This window comes from Absiella sp. AM09-50 (assembly GCF_003433845.1).
GTDB classification, from domain to species: Bacteria; Bacillota_I; Bacilli_A; order Erysipelotrichales; family Erysipelotrichaceae; genus Hoskinsella; species Hoskinsella hominis.
Map to the genome: position 1 here is coordinate 69,952 of NZ_QVFI01000005.1, position 20,096 is coordinate 90,047.

The window sequence follows — 20,096 nt, forward strand, 5'->3', positions numbered from 1 at the left end:
ATCATGATTGCCGGATTTGCGAAAGCGATCATTACTCCATCTTTACAGCTTCCAATGGCTGGATATATTGGATTAAGAAAAAGTGATGGAATCTTAGATAATTTGCACGTTCGCTGTATCTATTTGAAAGAGAAGGAAGAAGTCTTTCTCTTTCAATATGATTTACTATATGTAGATGGTGTGATGGTGAATAAATTAATCAAAAGATTACAGAAACAATATTCTATAAAAAAGCATCAGGTAATCGTTAATGCGATTCATACGCACAGTGGGCCGGCACAAATATTAGAAAAGTCTGGCTGGAATCAACGATTAGATTATATCGATGGAGATTATGATGAAGCGTTGGTGGACATGCTTGTGGAAAAAGCAATACAAGCAGCAAGTGAAGCATATCAGACAAAAGAGGAAGCAGTGCTGTATTTTTCAAAAGATCATTTTCGAGATATTGGCACAAATCGAAATCAAAAAGATAAAGCAATTGATGATACTTTATCTGTGTTGAAAATTAGAAATCAATCTGGTTGTCAGGCAATCATCTTTTCCTATGCATGTCATCCAACGATCATGCATGAAGAAAATACAAAATATAGCTGTGACTTATTGGGACCGGCTTTTGAGATGTTGGAAAAACAGGTATCCCTAGCCATGTTTTATAACGGAGCATGTGGTGATGTATCTACCCGGTTTACGAAAAATGGAAGTGGTATACAAGAAGTGAAACGCTTAGGAGCATTATTGGCACAGCATATATTAGAAGTTATGAATAAAAATGAAATGCAGGTAAATGATTTAAAAATATCTTCATTTACATATACATGTAAAGCAAGAACGTATATATCACAGGAGGATTTACAGGTATTATGGAATAAACAGCAACGAAATTCTAGAGAAAAAGAACTCTATGATTTATATGAAAAGATGCGATATTATTGTGAAAACAAACAACTATCCCTGCCAGTCCATATGATGCAGTTTGATACAATCTGTTATGTATATGTACCTGTAGAACTGTTTTCTTCTTTGGCTTTGTATCTGAAAAGTTTATTATCAAATGAAATCATTCTTGTATCTTATGCTATGGATTATTTTAGTTACATGCCAGATCAGGCAGCATATGATGAAAATCCTATTGCCTTTGAGGCGGTGATATCGCCATTTGCGAAGGGATGTGGGGAACATTTCATGGATTGTATAGTTTCACATATAAAAAAAGATCATTTTTAGCGATCTTTTAAAGACACAGTTTCACAAAAAGTAAAATGATCAGGAGCATGGCGTGATTCTGTATACTCAAACATTTTGCCATCATCCAGATATGCATTGTTTAAGGTAACTCCTACACAATCAAAATCACGAAGGTTGATCAGCTCTTTATCTAATGCAGTAGCTTTTTCAACCCGGATCATTCTGCGACAAGCAATGACTTGTAAATGAAGCGCATGCTCTATATAATCATAAATGGATTTCTGCGCAATCTCAACGCTCAGATTTTGGATGATGCTTTTTAAGAAGTAATTGATATCCAGCACCAGTGGTTCATTATTGAAATAACGTAATCGTTGTAAATAATATACTTCACTGCCCTTTGGAAAACCGGTGGTTTCGGATAACGCATCATCAATTACAATTTCTTGAAACTTTAAAACACTGGTTGCGGTTTTTACATCTTGATATGTTTGAATGGATGCTAGACCTTTGAAGTTATGCAAATCGATTTTAAAAGAGGATGCTGCTTTGTTTTCCAACAAGACAACGCCTTTTCCACGGATACTTTGCACATAGCCTTCATCCTGAAGTTTTTCGATTGCACGTCGGACAGTATTGCGGCTGCATTGAAATCTGGCAGTTAAGACTTCTTCTGTTGGAAGTAAATGACTGTGATTATAATCACCATGTAAAATGTTTTGTTTTAAAGCTTCATATATGTTTGTGAATTTTGCTTTTGGCATAAACATCACCTCGTACGATAATTGTAACGTGATTGTTTAAAAAAGTCAAAAGTTGTTTAAACAAATTTGGAGGAAAATTTATGAGAAAAAGAATTTACACATGTTTTCCAGAAGGAAAAACATTAGCATTTACCTGCAGTTATGATGATGGAAAAATCATGGATCATCGCTTTGTGGAAATCCTGAATCGTTATGGAATCAAAGCAACCTTTCATCTGAACAGTGATTATTTTGATGTCAGTGAAGGTCATCAATATCCTTATATCAAAAAAAGTGAAGTGAAAAGTTTATATCAAGGACATGAGATCGCATGTCACAGCTGTTCACATATCACGATGACAAGAGGAAATAGTATACAAAATATAAATGAAATAATAGATAATCGCATCGCTTTGGAAAACATATGTGATACTTTGGTCACTGGATATTCTTATCCAAATGGCTGTTACGATCAGACATCTAAGGAAATTTTACGTTCATGTGGAATAAAATACGCAAGAACAACCAAAAGTACATATAAATTTGAATTACCACAGGATTTCTTAGAATGGCATCCAACATGTCATCATAATGAAGATATATTTGCGTTTCTGGATAAGTTTTTAGGCATTCACCATGCAGAGCGGTTAAATGTATTTTACCTGTGGGGACACAGCTATGAATTTGAACGTGATCAAACATGGAATCAAATAGAAACATTTTTTCAAAAGGCTACAGGGCATAAAAATGTATGGTATGTCACGAATGGTGAGCTACAGGCTTACATAGAAGCCAGCAGGCGTTTGATATTTTACGCAGATCAAAGTAAAGTTTATAATCCTAGTGCTATTTGTGTGTATATATCAAATGGAGAAAGCATATATCAGATAGCATCTGGACAAACGATACAATTAGATTAGGTGATATTCTCACCTTTTTTCTTGCCCATGTGACCCTCCATATGGCATAATTAATTCTATTAAGAGGATGAAGAAGGAGGATTATATGGAATTAAAGAATATGTGTGAAGGGAAACCATTGAAGTTGATTTTCTTTTTCTCTTTACCATTGATGCTGGGAAATATCTGTCAACAGTTATATACGGTGATGGATACGATTATTGTTTCACAAAAGCTGGGCGTGGATGCACTTGCGGCACTTGGATGCTGTGACTGGTTAAACTGGATGGGATTTGGTATTATCACAGGATTTGCACAGGGCTTTTCGATTATGGTGTCCCATGCTTTTGGTACGAAATTAGAAGACCAGATACAAAACAGTATCTGTGCCATGATGATATCTTGTCTGGTTGTGACAGTGGTTTTTGTATGTATCGCATTACCTTGTATACCATTTGCATTACATCTGTTGAATACACCAGATACGATTTATGATATGACATTATTATATACCAGAGTTATCTTTTTAGGACTTCCTGCGACGATGCTATACAACGCATTTGCGGCAATCCTGCGAGCACTTGGTAATAGTAAAACGCCATTATATGCCATGATTTTGGCATCTGTTTTGAATATTGGATTGGATATTCTGTTTGTTATGGTATTTAATTTTGGCATTGCTGGGGCTGGTGTTGCGACAATTATTGCACAATTTTTAGCTGGATGCTATTGTGTCTATAAATTACTTCAGATAAAAGCCTATATGCCACATCATCTGATTAAAGATATGGAGTATTATTTGCGTATGATGAAGCTTGGATTTCCTATGGCTTTACAAAATGTATTGATTTCTATAGGCGGCATGGTATTAACAAGTGTCATCAATCGTTATGGTACACTGTTCTTGGCTGGATTTACTGCTGTAAATAAATTATATGGTATTTTAGAAGTATCAGCGGTATCCTATGGCTATGCAATGGTTACTTATACAGGGCAGAATTATGGGGCGAAATGCTACAGGCGTATTGCGAAAGGATTAAAATCGGCAGTGGTATTAAGTGTTGTGACAGCACTTGTCATTACATTGATTTTATTCCTGTTTGGGAAAACGTTATTGTCTTTCTTTATATCAAGTGGAAGCGAGAATTATGAAGAAGTCATGCAGGTCGCATGGACATTCTTACGCATTATGGCAGCGTGTCTGCCTATCCTTTATCTTTTGCATATTTACCGTTCTACCATTCAGGGATTATCCGATACATTTATTCCTATGCTATCTGGTTTCTTTGAATTGATCGTACGTATTGCGGTCGCATTGATATTGCCCATCTGGATGGGGAGAAATGGTTTATATCCGGTAGAGGTATTTGCATGGATCGGTGCTGTTGTTTTATTGATTCCAAGTTATTATCATAAGGAAAGGGCACTGTTGAAAAAACTAGATTGATTTTTAAAGATGATATATGTCATCTTTTTTTATGTAGAAAACTAGTGACAAAGCACAACAAAATTCATAAAAATATATCGTTATGATTAGTTTACATTTAATAAATACAAAGTTCATAAAAATAGCTTTTTTTATGTTTATTTCTGTTGTAAAATGTGCTATAAGAATATTAGAGGATATGAAAAAGAAAGGGGCAACCGTACGTGAAACAGAAACAAACATTAAGATTTTTTATCGCCTTATTCATTGTTTTCGCTTTCGCTGAAATCTTCTTTTTTTACCAGTATGCTAAAGACGTTTATCGCATTAGTGAGGATTCCAATGAAGAACGTTTAAAGGAGTCTGCCAATCAGCATGTGGAACTAATTTTGCATGGGTTAGAAGATGATAGCAATCATTTAAAAGATATAGCGGACAATCTGACATGGAGTGACACATTAACATGCGAAGAAAATATACAGTATTTAGACTCGGTTGTAAAAAAGCAGGAAGAAGAAATTTTGAGATTAGCTATTGATTTACCAAATAAGATGACATATACCAGTGATGGTCATATATTAAAAATAAATGATTCAGAATATCTGGATGAGGTTATGCAGGGGAAAATCGTACATACGAAAATTGAAAAAACACAGGTGGAAGCTGGTATTTCTTATAGTACCATTATCCCGATTTATAAGGATAATCAGGTGATCGCAGGCTTGCGCTGTGTTTATCAGCCAGCTCATTTATCAAAAATGTTAAATAGCTCTATCTTTCAGGGAAAAAGCTATTTTAATGTAATGAACGGGGATGGTCTTTTCTTGTACCAGGCCAAACATGAAAAACAGCTGTTTCAGGATGAAATGATTCAGGACACACTAAACGCTGCCCATTTTTTGAAAGGCGCAAGCTATGAGCAATTTCTTGCGGATATCAAGGCACAGAAAAGTGGCTTTGTGAACATATCATTAAATGATAAAGAACATGAATTATACTATGCACCGATTGGTATCCAGAACTGGTATATTGTTAGTGAACTGCCAAAAGAACTGGTATCTGCATATTCTTCTGATATTCAAAAAGAAGCATTAATTTTATTTGGCAAGGTAGGCGCATGTTTTATCGCCTTAAGTGCTGTATTTTTCTATAGTCGTTACCGCAGTAACAATCAGCTTAAGAAAAGCAATCGCTATTTTCACTATGTCATGAATAAGGTGCCATCACCAATTACGATTATGGATAAAGATAAAAATATTACCTTTATGAACGAGGCAGCATTACATATGATACAAAAAGACTTAAAAGAGGTGGTTGGTAAACCATGTTCTATCTGGAAAACCCAAAACTGCCATACCCAGAACTGTGCTGTGTGTCGTCTGTTGCATCATAAAAATCCAATCAGCTCTTTTATCAGGGATGATTGTACCTACATGGTAAATTCTTCGCTCTTACAAAATGAAAAAAACGAAACGATTGGATTCATAGAAACCTTCCAGAATATCTCAGAAGTCATAGAGAAGGAAAAAGAACTTGCGACACTAATTGATAATATACCAGGTGGTGTGTTGTTGTGTGATGATGATGCAGACTGTACGATACAGGTAATGAGTGATCGTTTCCTTGAAATTGTTGGATATACACAAGAAGAAATCAGAAAGGATTTCCATCAATCATTATCCGCTATGATCAGAGAGGATGATAAGGAAGCTTTCTATCAACTGAAACAACATGTACTTACACAAAAACAGACTCACTTTGAAACTCATTACCATCTTAAAACCAAAAATAAAGGATATGTCAGTATTTATCATTGTGGGGAATTGATCAAATACCATCAGAAGGAGAAATTCTGTAACGTATTAATTGATGTTACAGAACAGGAAAAGATACGAAAACAATTAGATGAAAAGAATCTGGAATTGCGTTATATTTCTGAGAATATGAATGGTATGATGCTGGTGACAAAGTTTGATGATCGGTTTAAAATTCTATATACGAATGCTGTGTTTAAGGATACATTTGAATTAGATGATGAAAGAATTGCACAGGGTGTTCATTTATTAGACTTTGTGCCAATTCAGGTAAATGATAAGCTGAAAGATGAAATACATCGTCAGTTAGATTATAAAGAAACCATTGATGTACAATATCGCATGATTAGTAAAAACCAGTTGATCTGGGTATCCAGCAAAGGAAAACACATCAAGGAGCAATATAAAGATTTACAGGATGGGATTATCTGGATCTGTATGGATATCAGTAAAGAAAAGAAACAGAATGAAGAAATCAGAATTAACGCAGAACGTTATCGAATCGCAGTATCCAATACGAATAGTATTGTATTTGATTATCTGATCAAGGAGCATTGTATCAAGCATGATAATGATATGATTGAAGATAAGTATCATATACCAAAATGTATTGAGGGTATACCACAGGATATACAGAAATTTTCCATGATCCATGAAGATGATCGTGGCGTTGTTATGGATTGTTTCTATAAGGTTGAATTAGGAGAAAAACAGGCATATTGTGAATTCCGTTTACAAAAGGCAGGATATCGCAATCGCTGGTTCTCCTTGAAACTAGTAACGATATTCGATGATCATCATGATCCAAGAAAAGCAGTTGGTATCCTGCATGATATCAGTGAACAAAAAGAGCTGGAGCAATTCGCAGATAAAGAATCTACATTAAGGGCAACCATCTTAAAAGATGCAATAGATTTCTATGTCATCAATCTGTCCAGAAATAAATTTGTGGAAGGGCATGAACGCTGGAAACAGGATATGTTAATACCAAGTGATGATTTTGATGCAGTCAACAGCTGGATTGAATCAGAATATGTCCACCCAGATGATGCTGCCGCTTTTGCGAAAGTTGTGGATCGAAAACGTCTGTTAGAACATTTTGAACAGGGATTATTAAGAGAGCGTATTACTTATCGACGCCGAATCAATCGACAGTCCTCCAGTTATATCTGGGTAAATACGATTATTCACTTATTACAGTCAAAAGAAAGTCATGATATTCTAGCGATTTGTAATATACAAAATGTTACGGAGGAAAAGGAAAAAGAAGTACGATTGATTGATCAGGCACAAAAAGATTTATTGTCAGGTATGTTTAATAAGGTTACCACACAACAAATGATTGCACAGTATCTAAATGAGCATCCCGATACATCATGCGCATTCTTCTTAATTGATATTGATAACTTTAAACATGTCAACGATACCTTGGGACATGCGATGGGAGATGAAGTAATTCATGAAATCAGTCAGCGTATTTTAACTTTATTCCGTTCTGAAGATATCGCTGGAAGAGTCGGTGGAGATGAGTTTGTGGTCTTTATGAAGCACACAACAAGAGAAATTGCGGAAAAGAAAGCAGAAATGCTATGTGAACATCTGCGTATGAAGGTAAAAGGAGAAAATCAAATTGTACATATCTCTGCGACGATTGGTATTTCGCTGGCACCCCTACATGGCATAGATTTTACATCTTTGTATCAGCATGGAGATGAGGCGTTATATCAAGTAAAGAAACGTGGAAAAAACAATTATGGTTTTTATGGCGAATAGCCATGAAGAGAATCTGTCTACGGATGGATTCTTTTTATATAGGATGTGTTCTCTTTGTGCTAACAAAAATAATAAAAGTTAGCATAAAACGAACAAATATGTATGACTGTAATATAAAGAAAACACCATAACATATGCTGTTATGGTGAAAGATTTACTTCTTCATTGCTTTTTTACGATACAGAATATAGCCTAATAATACAACAGATGCGCTAAATAATAATACTATGCGATCTATATGGGTATGATCGCTGGTATCAACTTTGTTGTGGATATTTTGTTGAGAATGATTTGTATTTATAGTGTCTGAAGGAGTATTAGCATCAGGTGTAGTATCTGGATGATCTGGTTTTACAACAGGTGTGTTGCTTTCATCATCAGGAGTTGCATCAGGTTTTTTCGTACCTTTAAAATCATATTGATGCCATTTGGATAATGGAAGAATTTCTGGCATATCCTGATTATCTTGATTCAAAGGCATGATCCATACATTGAAAGTCCCTTTTTTAGCAATAGAATGAATAAACAGTTTGTGTACACCGGTATTTTCACTTTGATTAGGTGCAGTTGTGATACCCGGATAAGCTTTCGCATCCATGACTTCAAAACGTTGTCCAAGATGTTGTTCATCTATTAACATCAGTTTGACCTGCTTTCCATTTTTGCTTAAGATAACACTTTGTCCATCTTCTGCAATTGTAACATCTGCATCGGTGTGCATTTGCCAATAGATATCATCTTTATGCTTTAAAGTAAATTCATCACGAATCAAAACTTCATTTCGATGAAAATAAGCAAAACCACGTTTTACATCAACGGCATATTTTTGATAAGCATCACTCATATCAAGGATACCATATCCACCATTTTGTTCATTCAACTGACTTTCTATGACGTTAGATTTTACCTGTAAGCTTTGATTTGCGCCATTTTCAGGATGAATTACCAGCGTATTATGTCCTAAGGCATTCTTACGATAATATTGCCAGCGAAGTCCTTCTTGATTCATATCCCAATAACCGGGTAGATTATAATTCTCTTTTCCAAAATCTAATGCCCAGCGTTCACCATCAACATCATAGACAAAGCTTCCAATATCTAAATCACCATGTGGTGCACCATTATATCCACCTTTAAAACCTAAAAAGGAAGAATCAGGATCTGTGAAATCATGGCGCATTGTGATGATGGATTGTGCATCATATTGCTTGTCTAATTGAACGGGTGTTTCTCCCTGATACAGGGATGGATCATAATATAGTAAATCATAGATATTGGCACTGTGTGGATTTTGTTCCATATAGTATTTATGATACCAAGTATAAGATGGCTCATTGTAAATCTTTGCGAACCATAGATTTAAGTAACCGGCAGCATCCATCATATCATTATCAGAATAATTGTAGGTACCTGCTTTTCCACTCATATAGATAGGAAATAATGCTGTTTCTTTTAATCCAGGTGTAGCTAAAAATTCATTTTCACCTGTTGCTGAGCTGATACAGGATAAGAAGGATACTAGATATCTAGTGCCATAATCCCAATAAGAAATACCTTCCTGAGAATCTCCTTGAGGTGCATATTGAGGAAGTCCGTATTGAATGGAACGATAGGCTTTTTGAAGAATGATACCAGATAAGTTACGATAATCAGGATTTTCATGATGCGCTAATGCAAGAGCACTTGTCGCAAAACCAGAATTACAGACAAAATTCCAGTTATATCCATCAGTCACAAAACGATGATTTGCATTATATTCGCTCAAGGCAACCTGTAGTCCTTTTTCATATAATGCTTTTGATACTTCATTACGTTGCTCCTCATTTAAATAATCATATAGCCAGTCATAGGCGATCGCTACACCATTTGCTGTCATAGCTGTATCTAATAAGTGATCAGGATGCCAGTCTGGATATTGACGACATAAGGAATCCAGTTCTTTCCATGCGCGTTTGGCATATGCTTCATCATGTGTGATTTGCCATACAAAGGCAAGATTTACAACATCTTTAGACCCCTGTGTATCCAAACGCACCCCATCACTTAACTGATAAGGAACAACCGGTTTTTCTAGTAAAGGATCAACAGTATGTAATACATCCTGATACCATGCTTTGGCATTTGTATCCTTTTGGATGTTTGTGCGGATATGATCAAAATCATTTGCAGTAGCTAAAAGTCGAGGATGCTCATCTTTTACAGATTGGATGAGTGCTTGAGGTGTGTTAGCAATATAGATTATAACTTCACTGTTTGTAATATTGCCATAAGTATCCTTTACCTGAATCATTGCATGATCATATCCATGATAATCTTTTTCTGGTGTATAAGTATACGTGTCATCATGAATGTCAAATGTACCATGAGATCCAGGTTGTAATAACGTATAACTTAAAGAATCATGCTCCTTGTCCATCGCCTGAAATTTACCAGATACCGGCTCATTCATATTCATCTGAAGAATGAGTTTCTCCATTTGCGGAGCTTCATTGACTGCAGTGACATCAACATTTACAGGCTGTAAAGCAACAGAACCATCTTCTGATTTTAAGACGAATGTAAAAGCATCTGATCCTGTATAATCTTTTTCAGGATAATAAGACATTTGATCATGATCTAATATTACCGTGCCATGAGATGGGGAAGCAAGCAGTTCAGCATTTGCCGGTAATTTCTTTGTAATCATGGTATTCATTTTAGTAGTGAAATGGATGGGAGCATTCTCTTTTCCCTGTGGATTTACCACTACCGCGATTTCCTTTTCAATACCATCTACATGCTTCACACAAATAACAGCCATTCCATTTTTCAAAGCATGTAACAGCCCCTGATCATCAACAGAAACAATCGATGTATCACTGCTTTCAAAAGTCAGTGTAGATATGGTTGCTTGTTTTGGTGTAATATCAGCGGATAATTGTAACGTATCATTAACGTTCATGATACAGGAAGCAGGCGTGATTTCAATGTTTTCAGCTTTCATATATCCATTTACTAATGTATCATCAATCCAGACATCACCATTTGATTCATCATATAAATATTCCAGTTTTATACTTTTTAATGGTAATGGCGGCAGATCAATTGTATACGTATACTGTGTCCAGTCCTGTGTATTGGATACAGGAAGTATTTGCGTATACATGGTTGGTATACTGCCATTTTCTGCGACATATTGTAAACGAATAGATAAACCTTTTCCAGTAAAATCTTTTGTTTTTATCCATTGAGATATTTTTAAAGCATGCATTTGTATCTCATCAGAAACTGGGGAAATACTTTGGTAAATCGTTCCTCTTGATGGTGTGGTAGAAGAAACATCATGAATATGTACACTGCGATAACCATTTTTAAATACATGTTCATCACTTTCCACATTTAGACCACCGCTGCTTTTCCATAAGCTCCAGCTTTCAGGCATTGTTCCATTCACTTTCTCATATCCACCATTGAATATAAGACTATTCATAGGATCGCCTTCTTCATGTTTATCCATTTCACCAATGCATGATACTTTTATATTTTTGAAATAGGCAGTCCCAGTAGATTTAGATACGATATGCTCCAGCTTGATACCCGCAACGGTAGAGCCATTTAGCGTATCTGGTACATCAAAATCAAGTTGAACGTGCTGCCAGTCTGTGGTGTCTTTTATTTTCATATTTGTATCTAGCACCATAAGGCTGCGATTAGAACAATCTACAATCTGGATACGATAAGATGCTGTACCGCTTTTTAGATCTTCAGAAGCGATATCACCTTCAAAATGATATTTTTTGTTTAATTGTTCTGAAGAAAGCATGACGCTTTGATGCAATGTAATATTTGTATTATTCGTTTGCATTGTCAAGATACCTTGTTTTGCTGCTACTTTATAATCACCAGTCGCAGGCCAGTAATTCCAATGATCAATTTTACCATCTTGATTGGTATCCTGATAAGTAGGATTTATCAAAAGGTTATCTTGCGCTGGCTGTATGGAATCTTCTAATCGAAGATTTTTTACATGCATAACGCCAGTCGTTGGCGATGATACCATGATTTCTAGTTTTACTTTTGCGACAAGCGTATCCGTGAATTTTGAATTATCCACAGATTTTGGAATCGTGATATCCTGACCAATATCCTTCCAATCCTGATTGTTCATGACTTTTACAATTTCTGTTGTTGATAAAGATTGGTTGGATTTGTTTAAAAATTGATAACGAATGATTGCGGCTCCATGAGTGAATTTTTCTGTTTTTAATGTGGCATGAAAATGATAGCTGTTTTCTGCTGTTACATTCGATAATATCTGATTTAAAACAAGATTCTCTCCACTAGCACTGATTGTTAAAATACCCTGATCAGCACTGCTTTGCGCACGGCCTGATCCCCCAGAGCTCCAGTAATTCCAGGAATCAAATTGCGAATTTCCATCCACATCCTGAAATTCTGGGTTAGCGATGTAGTTTTTCTTTTCTTGCGCCAATATGTTTGTACTGCCTAAGACAGAGAAACAAATCAACAGAAAGGAAAATCCAAGACACATCCATTTTTTCATTTTTGTTAACATATGAACCTCCCAACTGCATATAAACCGGTTTACTAATGCATAGAGATATTCTAGATGATTATTGAAATTAATGCAAGCGTTTTCATGGATAAAATAAAAAATATGAGAAGAAACTGCTGTGAATAGTAGAAAAAGTGCAAAACCGGTTTACTTAAAAATAGGATATATATGAAATTATATTATTTATATGTGCAATAAATCATACACAATAAACGATGAGTGTGTATGATTTGTTGCATCATGTGAGCATATAACAAACATTTTTATGATAAATAATTAATGAAACGTCAAAAAAGTGTATCATTTTCCGTCATTTAAAATACAAAAAAAGTTTCATTTATATTATATATATAAATGTATAATATTATCAAATAAATGACATAAAATTAATAAATGCAAAATTATCCTGAATAAATGTAAAAAATCTTATTGCAAATCTAAAAAAACATGTTAAACTATCCATAACGCGTTAACTTAAAAAATGGAAATCCATAAAGATTAGAGAAGGAAAGGTATGTGATATAAAAGATAAAAATAAGTAGGTTAAGGATAAATGTTCTATTTATGCTAACAAAATGTTATAATGTTAGCATAAAGAGAACAAAAAGATAAAGTTATGATTTAAAGTGAAATAGAAAGGACTGATAAAATGTCAAATATGGAAGTTATAGATGGTTTGCTTATGAAAAATAATGGTATATTGACCACACGAGAGTGCAAAAAAATGAATATTCCTTTTATATATATTTCAAGAATGATAAAAGAAAAAAAGTTGGAAAAAATCGATCGAGGTATTTATATTTCCAATGATGGAGATTTAGATGATTATTATTTTTTTCAAAATAAGTATAAAAAGAGTATCTACTCATATCAATCAGCTTTATATCTTCATAAAATAACTGATCGCATTCCATACAAAATTGAGGTTACAATGTATAAAGGATATAATCCTCATAGTATGAAAAAGAATGATATTGAAATACACTTCGTTGATAAGAAATATTTTTATTTAGGCTTAACAGAAGTAGAAACGGCTTATGGAAATAAAGTAAGAGTCTACGATAAAGAACGTACGATTTGTGATTTGATAAAACATAGGAATGATATTGATGAAGAAATATTTCGGAAGGCCATCTATATGTATTTAGCTTGCAATGATAAGAATTTAAGTAACTTGTATGAATACGCAAATATTATGAAAATACAGAAGAAATTAGATGATCTTATGGTACTTGCCAATGGATAAGCAAAAACTACGCTATCATCTAATGAAAATAGCCAAGGAACAAAATATTAATTACAATACATTATTGTTATTCTTTTTCATGGAAGAATTTATAAAAAGAATTTCATTAAGTGACTATCAGAATTATTTTGTGTTTAAAGGCGGCTTTTTACTTTCTTCTATTTTAGGATTAAGTACACGAACAACTACAGATATAGATTTTAATATCCAGAAAATTCCTTTGAATCATGAAAATATTAGATCCATTGTTGAAAATATTATTGCACATGTAAATGACCAAGATGTTACATATGAAATTATGGATATTAGTGATATAAAAAAGATAGAGGACTATGAAGGATTTCATGTTACTTTTATTGCGAAAATGTTTAATATCAAAGAAAGATTTTCTATTGATATAGCTACTGGTGATCCTATTACACCGGATAAAATATCATATTCCTATGTGACTTTGATTGATCATATGGTGATCGATATACCAGCATATAATCTAGAAACGATATTAGCTGAAAAATTGCATGCGATATATAATAATGGCATAATGAATAGCAGATGTAAAGATTTTTATGATATCCATATCATCCTAACAACTCGTAAAAAAGACATAAATCATCATCACCTTTTTGATGCAGTACAAAAGACATTCCATCACAGAAAAACAAATTTTGATAAAAGCGATATGGAAAAAACTTTATCAGAAATAAGGAAGAATGAGCTTATGAATCAACGATGGCGAAATTACTCAAAGAAACATACATATGCGAAGAATCTTTCGTTTAAAGAAATGTTGGACGATATTGATCAACTATTAGCATTAATGTTAGAAGGGGATTATGTAATGTAGAGGGGTATTCAAAAAAATAAAACTTTATAGATATCGTTTATATAAAATGGTAATCTTTTTATCATTAAAATATGTATTCGCTTACATTTAAATGCAATTTAGTGAGAAAACCAATGATAAATATGATATAATGGAACCAGAGAACGGAAAGGACGATAGAAATATGTACAAAGATGTTTACGAAAAATGGTTACATCATCCTAACCTTGATCCTTCTTATAAAGAAGTATTAGAAAACATGGATGAAAAAGAAAAATCAGATGCTTTTTATACGACCATCGAGTTTGGTACCGCAGGAATGAGGGGACTATTAGGACCTGGTACTAACCGTATCAATATTCACACGATTCGTAAAGCAAATGTTGGATTTGCTGAATATATCGTAGCACATGGTAAAGAAGCTATGGAACGTGGTGTGGCAATCGGTTATGATAATCGTCATATGTCATATGAATTCACTATGGATTCTGCGAAGGTATTAGCAACTTTCAATATTAGAAGCTATGTATTTGAGAGTTTACGACCAACTCCTGAATTAAGCTTTGCAGTACGTCATTTTAATTGCTTTGGTGGTATTATGGTTACGGCATCACACAACCCTAAAGAATATAATGGATACAAATTATATGATGAAAAAGGTTGTCAGTTAGTTCCAGCACTTGCACAACAGGTTATTGATCGTGTTAATGCAGTAGAAGATGAACTTGCAATTACCGCAAATCCATCTGCAGATCAGGAAAAACTGATTACTGTCATTGGAAAAGATGTTGATGAAGAGTACTATGAAAATGTATTGAGTATTCAGTTGAACCCAAATGTTAATAAAGATAATGTAAAAATCATCTTTACACCAGAACATGGTACAGCAAATATTCCTGTAAAAGAAGTGTATACAAGAGCTGGATATCACTTTGTTGCAGTTGAAGAACAATGTACACCAGATCCAGATTTTTCAAATACACCAACACCAAACCCTGAAGAAAAAGGCGCATATGATTTAGCATTGGAATATGCAAAACGTGAAGACGCTGATATTATTCTGGTATGTGATCCAGATGCTGACCGAATGGGTGTAGGCGTAAAACATGAAGGTGAATGGCACTTATTAACTGGTAACCAGAGTGGTGCTGTATTGATTGAATATATTTTCTCTCAATTGATTGATAAAGACCGTATGCCAAATAATCCAGTTATGTTTAATACTGTTGTCACTGGTGATTTAGGAGAAAAAATCGCAGATAAATATGGTGTAGCTACAGAAAAAACATTGACAGGATTTAAATTTATCGGTGAAAAAGTTGCAAAATACGAAAAAACAAATGAAAAACAATATGTTTTTGGATATGAAGAAAGCTATGGTTCTTTAATCAAACCATTCGTACGTGATAAAGATGCACCACAGGCCTGCCTGATGCTTGCAGAAGCAGCTTGCTACTACAAAGAAAAAGGAAAAACATTAGTAGATGTTCTTTATGATTTGTATGCAGAACTTGGTTATTATGAAGAAAGTCAGACTTCTTTGAAACTTGCTGGACAAGAAGGTGCTGCCCGCATTCAGGAAATCTTAGCAACACTTCGTACAAGCGATGTGGAAGCTATCAATGGTGTAAAAGTTACACGTTTTGAAGACTATAAAGAATGTCGTATCGTTGAAGATGGTAAAGAAAGTGAATTAACTGGATTTACAAAATCTGATGTATTGAAATACTATCTGGAAGATGGAAGCTGGATTGCGATTCGTCCAAGTGGAACAGAACCAAAATGTAAATTCTATTACTGTGTAAAAGGAACTTCATTAGAAGATGCACACAGCAAAACGCTTGCTTATCAGAAAGCAATGGATGAAATGATCAAATAAAAATAGAAAATGCACTGGTTCGCCGGTGCATTTTACCATTTTAGAAAGGATACGGATATGAAAAAAATTGTAAAAGTAGCGAGTGTGATTGCCGTAGGTGCTGCAGCAGGTGCCGCAATTTCTTTTATCAAAGATTATCGCACGATGAAAAAGATGGAAGAAAAAATGGAGAAGATGCCCGTTCATAAAATCAAAAAAAGATTGGCAAAAGTACATAAAAGTGAAGACGAAACAATTATAGAAGTACCAAAAGAAATGGTCTTTGCAGATCGATTACGTGTTTGTTTACATATTCTTAAAGGATAAAGGACAGGTTAATGCCTGTTCTTTTAAATGAAGCAAATGTTTTGACGTTATCCTTTCAATAGACATATAATATCAACAACAAAAGGAATGATGTCTATGAAACAAAAAGGTAAAAAGTTATATCAGCCACTTGAGGCATATATGATTTTATATAGAGCATTACGAAGCTTTTTACAATTAAAGAAAGCAATACAATTTGGTGTATTAGATGAACAGTTAAAAGAGCGTATTATGCTGGCAGTAACTGAGGTAAATGGATGCGCAATGTGTTCTTATGCACATACGCAAATGGCATTAGAAAGCGGTATGGATCATGATGAAATCATAGCTATGTTGAATGGTGAATTCAAGGATATTCCAGATGATGAAATGAATGCGATTTTGTTCGCGCAGGCATATGCTGATCAAAGAGGACATCCATCTAAGGCTTCTAAGGAAAAAATAATGCAGGAATATGGCAAAGAAAAAACAAAAGCCATGATGGGCGCAATCTGTGTAATCATGGCAGGAAATACATATGGTATTATTTTTGGATCGTTAAAAGGAAGAATCACGAAACAAAAAGATAAGGTAGATCAGCGCAGTTCATTATTATATGAAATAGGGATGATCCTGTTGTTGATTGTGTATATTCCTGTAGGAGTTATTCATGCAGGTATTGCACATATATTGCATATATCAGCTTATCCTATGTAAAAATTTTAGATATGAATAAGCGTTAATGTCCAATTAGCACCGCTTACAAAAGCCGTTTTCTAAATTTTGATTTATACAGATATTTTTCAATAGTTTTATGATATACTTTCCTTACATTGGAAAGGATGGAGAATACTATGAAAAAGTTATTAGCAGGGGCTTTGATCGCACTTACATTATGTGGATGTGGATCTAAGGCAGTAGAAACAAAGACAGCAACATGTACAAATACAACAAAGCAGAATGGATTGACAATGGATATCACAACAAAATATGATTATCAAGATAAAACTGTAGTGAAACAAACTCAGGATGCAGTCATTACCGCAAAAGATAAAGAAAATTATGACTTCGCAAAAAAATACATGGAAAGCGCAAATATGAAAGATTCTACTAAAGATATGAAAGGCGTTACCTATGAATTGAAATATGATGAAGAAAAATTACAGGTATCAGAAATCATGTCAATTGATTTTACCAAGATTTCCGCAGATGATTATAATACTGTGACAAATGGACAGGCAAATATTGACGGGAAACGTTTTAAAATTGATTTAGATAAAACTATCAACGGAATGAAAGCCAGCGGATTTAAATGCGAATTATAAAAAAAAGCAGTTATATTTACTTATATATAACTGCTTTTTTTATTCCTCATGATAAGAAATACTAGAGTAAATTAATTTTTCAAAGTCAGAAAAAGATGTACATTTAGATACTAATTCCATCACTTTATCATTACTGAATAAGATGACAAGCGCCTCGTATAAGTCGTGAAAAATACGTTTATCCACCTTATTGATAGCGACTAATAAAACAAGGTGAATACATTGTTGATCCCATCGAATACCTTGCTTAGAAATAACAACGCCAATACATGTTTTTAACGCTTCCATTTCCATAGCATGTGGTATCGCAATATTTACGAAAGCAGTAGAGGCAGCTTTTTCACGTACGAGAACATTTTCTTCAAAATCAGATGTTACGTATTCAAGTTCTACCATTCGCTCACATAAGCGATGTAATACTGCATTTTTTTCATTTTCCAAAGGATTTGCCAAAAAGAGTTCTTCTGAGAAAAAATCATTAAAATTCTTTTTTAAAATAAAATTTTTTTGATTTATTTTAAAGTTTTCAATACATTGTTGAAGATGTGAAAAACTGGATTCAAAATTAAATGGTGGTATTGTACAGATCTCATGTTCATTTTGGTTTTTTAAGGGAACTGTCGTGATCAACATATCATAATGCAGTTTTTCCAGTTCATGTTCGTAAGATATTGTTTTTATGATATTAATTTGATTCCCAAAATCAATTAATAGTTTGTTGTAGATAATTGAAGTCATATTCATATAATCAGGGCATAATAAAATACATTTAATTTTACTATCGTTAGTTTTCTCTCGTTCAATCTCCGCACCAATATGTAATGCTAAAAAAGTGACTTCATCTTCATTAATTTCTATTTGATAGCGATGCATCAACTCTAATGAAATAAAAATAGCAATATCATAAACAGTGGGACAACTGGATTTAATTGCGTCAACCATTGGATTTTTGGTATAAGTTTCATTTTTAGCACGCAGTAATAAATTTTTTAGATGTAAAGAAAAAGGTGTAACAAAGCTTTCATGATTTAAGTCAATCAAATAACTTTCATTAACCTTCTGCACAATATCTTTTGTTAGCTGGAGAATTTCATTACCTACAAGTTTCCTTAGGTTTTCTTCTGAGCTGGGCATAGAGTAATTGGCGTTTGTCTTGAATAGCATATAAATTTCAAATTGTTCATTTTTATTAAATTTAATGTGGAAAACATCTTCCAGTTGTTGACATAATTCAAGAACTAGGGAACGTTCTATTTCACTTTCAATATAAAAATCTTCGTTTTGCGATTCTAATAAATTTCCCTCTTGCATGCGGTCAATGATAATTGCAAAATGCAGTAATAGATTTACAAAAGAAAAGTCATTGATATAATAATTATACTTTTGAAAGGTATTTCTGATGATATTAGATACCTTATCAATCGATACATCAGAGAAGCTTTCTTTGATAATACCAGCATCCATGAACTGTTGATCTGTTTCTTCATACATGACATAGCTAACTAATTTACGCTTGTTTTTTTCACTTCCATGTAGACGAACAACATCATTTTCACATGTAAAATGAATATGAAAATTTGCAAATGTCTTATTCATCTTGGCTATATCTGATTTGATTGTGGAATAACTGACGTATAAACTATCACATAAATCAAAGATATCCACGTGTGAAGAATGTTCCAGCATAATCTGTTTAATGATATAAAAGCCCCTTTGTTCGCTGGTTTGTGGAAGTTCTTCGTCATGAGAAGATAATAAATTTCTAGCTAATGTTTTCTGAATGGTATATCCTTGTTTACTGGATAGAATCACTTTTTCTTTATTTAATAAATTAATTTCATTCACATAGTTTTTTACTGAGCGTGTGGAAATAGATAAAGCAGCTGCTATTTCTTTGCTTGTAGCATTTATATGATTTAACAAATAATTTAACAATTCTATATGTTTCTTCTTCATCACATGATTCTCCTTATACAGCCGTTTGCGTTTTCTATTACTATTATAATTTACCATTATAAGTGTTACAACTGAAAGTTTTCCCCACATGGTGCAAAAAAATGATTGATGAGTTTTTCACCATGTGGTGCAAAAGCCAAGTTGAGAGATATGAAGAAATACGAAATAATATAGGCGTACGAGG

At 33.7% G+C, this 20,096-nt stretch carries 13 protein-coding genes; 10 read left to right on the forward strand and 3 right to left on the reverse strand.

Annotated features, from left to right (window positions below; all coding sequences use genetic code 11):
* Window positions 1-3 precede the first annotated feature (3 nt).
* Window positions 4-1,227, forward strand: coding sequence for a neutral/alkaline non-lysosomal ceramidase N-terminal domain-containing protein (locus DW114_RS06390; protein ID WP_117452942.1), 1,224 nt, complete (start codon window positions 4-6; stop codon window positions 1,225-1,227).
* Here DW114_RS06390 and DW114_RS06395 read toward each other — a convergent pair.
* Window positions 1,224-1,952, reverse strand: a complete 729-nt coding sequence (locus DW114_RS06395) for a UTRA domain-containing protein (RefSeq protein WP_117452943.1) — start codon at window positions 1,950-1,952, stop codon at window positions 1,224-1,226. The genes DW114_RS06390 and DW114_RS06395 overlap by 4 nt on opposite strands.
* Before the next feature lie 80 nt (window positions 1,953-2,032).
* Here DW114_RS06395 and DW114_RS06400 point away from each other — a divergent pair, with 80 nt between their 5' ends.
* The 3 genes from DW114_RS06400 to DW114_RS06410 all read left to right on the forward strand — a co-directional run bounded on the left by DW114_RS06400 (window position 2,033) and on the right by DW114_RS06410 (window position 7,843).
* The gene (locus DW114_RS06400) at window positions 2,033-2,851 is read left to right on the forward strand and encodes a polysaccharide deacetylase family protein (protein WP_117452944.1); all 819 of its coding nucleotides are present in this window, start codon (window positions 2,033-2,035) and stop codon (window positions 2,849-2,851) included.
* Between the two features lie 85 nt (window positions 2,852-2,936).
* Window positions 2,937-4,277, forward strand: coding sequence for an MATE family efflux transporter (locus tag DW114_RS06405; RefSeq protein ID WP_117452945.1), 1,341 nt, complete (start codon window positions 2,937-2,939; stop codon window positions 4,275-4,277).
* Between the two features lie 203 nt (window positions 4,278-4,480).
* Window positions 4,481-7,843, forward strand: a complete 3,363-nt coding sequence (locus DW114_RS06410; protein ID WP_117452946.1) for a diguanylate cyclase — start codon at window positions 4,481-4,483, stop codon at window positions 7,841-7,843.
* 154 nt (window positions 7,844-7,997) lie between these two features.
* Here DW114_RS06410 and DW114_RS06415 read toward each other — a convergent pair whose 3' ends face one another.
* Complete coding sequence (locus DW114_RS06415) at window positions 7,998-12,398, reverse strand: Ig-like domain-containing protein (RefSeq protein WP_117452947.1); 4,401 nt, start codon at window positions 12,396-12,398, stop codon at window positions 7,998-8,000.
* Window positions 12,399-13,080: 682 nt separating this feature from the next.
* On the opposite strand from DW114_RS06415, the gene DW114_RS06420 reads away from it, so the two are divergent.
* From DW114_RS06420 to DW114_RS06445, 6 genes are all read left to right on the forward strand, one after another.
* Window positions 13,081-13,644: a type IV toxin-antitoxin system AbiEi family antitoxin domain-containing protein gene (locus tag DW114_RS06420; RefSeq protein ID WP_158552198.1), complete on the forward strand. Its 564-nt coding sequence runs from the start codon at window positions 13,081-13,083 to the stop codon at window positions 13,642-13,644.
* A complete protein-coding gene (locus tag DW114_RS06425; protein WP_117452949.1) occupies window positions 13,616-14,488 on the forward strand; it encodes a nucleotidyl transferase AbiEii/AbiGii toxin family protein in 873 nt (290 codons plus the stop codon). The genes DW114_RS06420 and DW114_RS06425 overlap by 29 nt, the downstream gene beginning before the upstream one ends.
* Window positions 14,489-14,651: 163 nt before the next feature.
* Window positions 14,652-16,346 (forward strand): phospho-sugar mutase, encoded by a 1,695-nt coding sequence (locus tag DW114_RS06430; protein WP_117452950.1) that lies wholly within the window; start codon window positions 14,652-14,654, stop codon window positions 16,344-16,346.
* A gap of 57 nt (window positions 16,347-16,403) precedes the next feature.
* Window positions 16,404-16,652, forward strand: coding sequence for a hypothetical protein (locus DW114_RS06435; RefSeq protein ID WP_117452951.1), 249 nt, complete (start codon window positions 16,404-16,406; stop codon window positions 16,650-16,652).
* A 96-nt stretch (window positions 16,653-16,748) separates the two neighbouring features.
* A complete protein-coding gene (locus DW114_RS06440; RefSeq protein WP_158552199.1) occupies window positions 16,749-17,348 on the forward strand; it encodes a carboxymuconolactone decarboxylase family protein in 600 nt (199 codons plus the stop codon).
* Window positions 17,349-17,485: 137 nt separating this feature from the next.
* Window positions 17,486-17,956, forward strand: coding sequence for a DUF1307 domain-containing protein (locus tag DW114_RS06445; protein WP_158552200.1), 471 nt, complete (start codon window positions 17,486-17,488; stop codon window positions 17,954-17,956).
* A 39-nt stretch (window positions 17,957-17,995) separates the two neighbouring features.
* Here DW114_RS06445 and DW114_RS06450 read toward each other — a convergent pair whose 3' ends face one another.
* Window positions 17,996-19,912 (reverse strand): BglG family transcription antiterminator, encoded by a 1,917-nt coding sequence (locus DW114_RS06450; RefSeq protein ID WP_117452954.1) that lies wholly within the window; start codon window positions 19,910-19,912, stop codon window positions 17,996-17,998.
* Between the last annotated feature and the right edge of the window lie 184 nt (window positions 19,913-20,096).

What these genes read in the sequence shown, in the direction of transcription:
- DW114_RS06390 (WP_117452942.1), top strand. Translation starts at nt 4, where the DNA reads ATGATTGCCGGATTTGCGAAAGCGATCATTACTCCATCTTTACAGCTT.
- DW114_RS06395 (WP_117452943.1), bottom strand. Translation starts at nt 1,952, where the DNA reads ATGCCAAAAGCAAAATTCACAAACATATATGAAGCTTTAAAACAAAAC.
- DW114_RS06400 (WP_117452944.1), top strand. Translation starts at nt 2,033, where the DNA reads ATGAGAAAAAGAATTTACACATGTTTTCCAGAAGGAAAAACATTAGCA.
- DW114_RS06405 (WP_117452945.1), top strand. Translation starts at nt 2,937, where the DNA reads ATGGAATTAAAGAATATGTGTGAAGGGAAACCATTGAAGTTGATTTTC.
- DW114_RS06415 (WP_117452947.1), bottom strand. Translation starts at nt 12,398, where the DNA reads ATGTTAACAAAAATGAAAAAATGGATGTGTCTTGGATTTTCCTTTCTG.
- DW114_RS06420 (WP_158552198.1), top strand. Translation starts at nt 13,081, where the DNA reads ATGAAAAATAATGGTATATTGACCACACGAGAGTGCAAAAAAATGAAT.
- DW114_RS06425 (WP_117452949.1), top strand. Translation starts at nt 13,616, where the DNA reads ATGATCTTATGGTACTTGCCAATGGATAAGCAAAAACTACGCTATCAT.
- DW114_RS06430 (WP_117452950.1), top strand. Translation starts at nt 14,652, where the DNA reads ATGTACAAAGATGTTTACGAAAAATGGTTACATCATCCTAACCTTGAT.
- DW114_RS06435 (WP_117452951.1), top strand. Translation starts at nt 16,404, where the DNA reads ATGAAAAAAATTGTAAAAGTAGCGAGTGTGATTGCCGTAGGTGCTGCA.
- DW114_RS06440 (WP_158552199.1), top strand. Translation starts at nt 16,749, where the DNA reads ATGAAACAAAAAGGTAAAAAGTTATATCAGCCACTTGAGGCATATATG.
- DW114_RS06445 (WP_158552200.1), top strand. Translation starts at nt 17,486, where the DNA reads ATGAAAAAGTTATTAGCAGGGGCTTTGATCGCACTTACATTATGTGGA.
- DW114_RS06450 (WP_117452954.1), bottom strand. Translation starts at nt 19,912, where the DNA reads ATGAAGAAGAAACATATAGAATTGTTAAATTATTTGTTAAATCATATA.